We start from the raw sequence: 3,698 nt of genomic DNA, 5'->3' as shown, positions 1-3,698 counted from the left end.
TTGATTTTATAGTTCCCGAAAATGCTGAGCAGGGTGAAGTCTATCCCATAGGCTTGGCGTATACAGACGACGGCATAGTAGCTGATACCTTTATAAACAGTCATAAGGACGAGGCAGGAAAACTTCAGATGACCTATGTATTCACTAAGGGTATATACAACGGCTATATCAGGATACTCGGCGAGAAAAAAACTACGACAACAACGACAACCACTACAACTACTGTCACAACAAAGGCTATAATATCAACAACAGCAAAGCCGACTACAACCACGACTACATTAACAACGACAACAACAGCAAAGCCGACTATAACCACGAATACATCAACAACGACAACAACAGCAAAGCCAACTACAACCACGACTACATCAACCATGACAACAACAGCAAAGTCAACTACAACCACGACTACATCAACCATGACAACAACAGCAAAGCCGACTACAACCACGATTACATCAACAACGACAACAACAGCAACACCTCAAGTAACAACCAAGTATTCCTTTGGTGATCCGAATGGTGACAATAAGATAGACGCCAATGATGCAACGCTAATTCTGATAAACTATTCAATTCTTTCGACCGGCGGTAAGTCTGAGCTTGATCCTGAACAACAGCGTGTTTCAGACGTGAATTCTGATGGAAAGATAGATGCGGCAGATGCAACGGCAGTTCTGCAATACTATGCATATCTTTCTACTGGAGGAACTGCGGATTTCAAAGCGTTTTTAAATGAAAAAGCATAAAATATGACACTACATAAAGCTCTCCAACATACCGGAGAGCTTTACTTTATGTATGCAGTGGATCTTCGTTGACATATACAATGGAATTGTCAAGAAAAGTGCAGTCGGAGAATACCCAAAATCTTGGATAGGCAGTAGTCAGGCGGCGTGATGAGCCAGCCCCGTTGAAGATTCTAGTGCCACAGGTGGGAGACTGCCTGCATTAAAGCTGTTGATCCTTTGCGTATTGTAGTAGCCGAAGATGTATCTGAAGATAACAGTTTTGACCTCTTCACGTTTCATTCTGTATGTAGGCATCTGATACAGCTTTTCTTTTTTAAGTGTGGCAAAAAAACTCTCCATACGGGCGTTGTCATAGCAGTGAGCAGTACCGCTGAGGCTCTGGATTAGCCCGTTTGTAACAAGTTCCCTGCGGAAGGCATAGCTTGTGTACTGGCAGCCACGGTCACTGTGAAGGACAGTTCCGTCGAGTCTGCCGTACTTCTCACTCAGCTGTTTTACAGTGTCTATGCAGAGTTCCTTTTTCATATTATCACGCATTTCAAGAGCAATATCTGCTCGGGTTTCTCACGTCTGAATCTTACTGCGAACATGAAGCGTCTCGCTGAAGACATTTCCAGCTGTATTTCGTCAAGAAAATCATGGTCTGCCTGAAGCAGTTCTCTTACCGCAGGATTTTCCTCTTTCTGTAATCGCTCTTTGACGTACCATTTATTGCCGTCGAAACGCTCCGCACTGTCCATAGCTATTATCTCGAGGTCAGGTATCATCGACAGTACTATTGTCAGGTCATGCACCTTTATCTCGATGTTAGCCGAAGACAGCACCGAGATATTTGTCGGCTCAACGGAGAAGAATACTATCTCCGCCTTATCTGTTTTCACGCCGTAATTAGTAAAGCGTTCAAGACCGATGAGGTCCTGAACGCCGTTTCTCTTATTCTTTGTCATTATTACGCTCCTTCCAGCGGTACTCCTGCTGAGTAAGCAGGAAGTATTTTACCGCATTTATTATATAGTCAAGCACCGACTATCGTCTGCTCTCAGGCTTATCCAGAGCGTATACGAGGATAAGGTGGCAGGCAAAGTTCCCGAAAAGGTGTGTATCGGCTTACTTGAAAAGTATCAGGCAGAGAAGGATAAGCTGACCGCCGAACAGGACGAGCTAAGAAAGCGTTCCGAAGCGACACGGCAGGACGAGCGTGATGTGGACGAGTATATCCGCCGTATGAAGTCCTACGCAGGAGCGAAGAAGCTCACCCGTGAAATGGCTCTGGAGCTTATCGAGTACATCAAGGTCGATGCTCACCCAGGTCACCGCAACCTTCCGAGAACGATCCATGTCTTTTATAAGCTGATAGACAAGCCGCTGACCAACAAAAGAAATGCCCTCGAATGATCGAGGGCATAAAAAACAACTATTGAACCTTCCATAATTGCTGTTGATATTATTGTACAAGTCATAAAATCACCTTCAAAGTATTCTTTTTATAATATTTTAGTGGATTTTCCACTAAAAGTCAATAGTGGATAATACACTAAGGTATAATATATCTGGTGATTGTTTTATGTACAGAAGAATTCGTGATCTGCGTGAAGATAGCGATATGACTCAAACACAGTTGGCAGAGATACTTCACTGTAGTCAGCGTGTTTACAGCAATTATGAACGTGGAAAGCTGGATATTCCAACAGAAATTCTAATAAAGCTTGCTGATTTCCATGAGGTTTCTGTGGACTATATCTTAGAGCGCACTGATAATAAGAAGCTATACAAATAATACCACAAATGCCATTAGAATAGGTGGCATTTGTGGTATTATTTTTTGTCAAAGCTTATCACTTGCATCGTTGATATTGTCGTCAATATCGTCGGCAGAAGGTATCCTTCCACACATCTATTTTTCGCAGAGAAAAAGAAAAAAGCATACCACTTATGCCACTTGTTAGTGGTGGATGTGGTATGCTTTCTTTATTTTAAAAATTTTTGTTTACCATGGTAAACAAAAATTTTGTCTATATTCTGTATCTTTGATTCAGTTTGTTAACCTAAGTAAACAAAATCCATAGGAAACCTTCGGGTTCTGCGCCCAAATCTTTACTGCCGACGTCAAAAAAATCTTGGCATTCCGTACATTTCTCAAAAAATCGAGAAATTCTTAGGTTGAACCTGACGACTTACCGCCGACGAATACAGGCAAAAATGTACTTGCCGACGGATTCGCCGACGAACTAAAGCTAATGCGAACCTCGAAATTTCCGAATGGACAAAAATGAGCTGCACAACAATACAGCTCCAAATTTTTTCTGTTTTTCCCTTGACAAACCTCGAAAAATCGAGTAAAATAGATAAGAAAAGTGCTATGCAAAAGTTGCGGGTTTTTACTGCCATTTCCCAAAACAATTGCATAGCACTTTTCGATTTGTAATGAGACGTCAGAATGGAGATAATATCCTCGCTGGCGTCATTTTACTCATTTTAACTCAATATACTCATTATTACTCAGTTTACTCAAAATCAAAATTATGCTTATAATAAAAATATTACTCTTTGGATAGAATAGACCGTAGTTTATCAATTCCTATCGGTTTACCTTCGTAGAAGTCCGCCCCATAAACTGGAGTCGTAGGCTTAACCCACTTACCGTCAATGTATTCTAGGATACGAGCATCCTTGCTAATTGCGACTATACGGTTGTTTTCTAGTTTTACAATGCATTCTAGGTCGTCGTGTTCTTTGTTGTCTTTTAGCCGCATACTTTCTCGCCTCCAATGAGTGCTTAGTTATTATCTGTGCTGGACCGCATTACGCCTGTTTTTGCAATCTATTTCTTTCCTTTTTCGCGGTTGCAGCGCCAACAGAGCGTCTGGAGATTATTGGCTTCTGTTTTGCCGCCTTTAGCAATTGGGATAATATGATCGACTTCGAGTAATAGGTTTGGTTCCT

Annotated in this window: 6 protein-coding genes; 3 read left to right on the top strand and 3 right to left on the bottom strand. The window is 41.6% G+C overall.

What is annotated here, in order from left to right; translation table 11 throughout:
• A partial coding sequence (locus Q0R37_RS15410; RefSeq protein WP_294755492.1) for a dockerin type I domain-containing protein occupies positions 1-752 on the top strand: 752 nt, incomplete at its 5' end.
• A 138-nt stretch (positions 753-890) separates the two neighbouring features.
• Here the strand turns inward: Q0R37_RS15410 and Q0R37_RS15405 are convergent.
• Together Q0R37_RS15405 and Q0R37_RS15400 are read right to left on the bottom strand one after the other, a co-directional pair.
• Positions 891-1,280: an IS3 family transposase gene (locus Q0R37_RS15405; protein ID WP_294755491.1), complete on the bottom strand. Its 390-nt coding sequence runs from the start codon at positions 1,278-1,280 to the stop codon at positions 891-893.
• Positions 1,277-1,702 (bottom strand): hypothetical protein, encoded by a 426-nt coding sequence (locus Q0R37_RS15400; protein ID WP_294755490.1) that lies wholly within the window; start codon positions 1,700-1,702, stop codon positions 1,277-1,279. The genes Q0R37_RS15405 and Q0R37_RS15400 overlap by 4 nt, the downstream gene beginning before the upstream one ends.
• A gap of 124 nt (positions 1,703-1,826) precedes the next feature.
• On the opposite strand from Q0R37_RS15400, the gene Q0R37_RS15395 reads away from it, so the two are divergent.
• A complete protein-coding gene (locus tag Q0R37_RS15395; RefSeq protein ID WP_294755489.1) occupies positions 1,827-2,150 on the top strand; it encodes a DUF4368 domain-containing protein in 324 nt (107 codons plus the stop codon).
• Between the two features lie 169 nt (positions 2,151-2,319).
• Positions 2,320-2,532 (top strand): helix-turn-helix transcriptional regulator, encoded by a 213-nt coding sequence (locus tag Q0R37_RS15390; RefSeq protein ID WP_294755487.1) that lies wholly within the window; start codon positions 2,320-2,322, stop codon positions 2,530-2,532.
• Positions 2,533-3,576: 1,044 nt separating this feature from the next.
• Here Q0R37_RS15390 and Q0R37_RS15385 read toward each other — a convergent pair.
• Positions 3,577-3,698: HNH endonuclease signature motif containing protein (locus Q0R37_RS15385; RefSeq protein WP_294755493.1), on the bottom strand; the 122-nt coding region annotated here is incomplete at its 5' end.

This window comes from uncultured Ruminococcus sp. (assembly GCF_946415235.1).
Lineage (GTDB): Bacteria > Bacillota > Clostridia > Oscillospirales > Ruminococcaceae > Ruminococcus.
The sequence above is the reverse complement of the archived record's forward strand: the minus strand, read 5'-3'. Positions and strand labels throughout refer to the sequence as shown.

What these genes read in the sequence shown, in the direction of transcription:
- Q0R37_RS15405 (WP_294755491.1), bottom strand. Translation starts at nt 1,280, where the DNA reads ATGAAAAAGGAACTCTGCATAGACACTGTAAAACAGCTGAGTGAGAAG.
- Q0R37_RS15400 (WP_294755490.1), bottom strand. Translation starts at nt 1,702, where the DNA reads ATGACAAAGAATAAGAGAAACGGCGTTCAGGACCTCATCGGTCTTGAA.
- Q0R37_RS15390 (WP_294755487.1), top strand. Translation starts at nt 2,320, where the DNA reads ATGTACAGAAGAATTCGTGATCTGCGTGAAGATAGCGATATGACTCAA.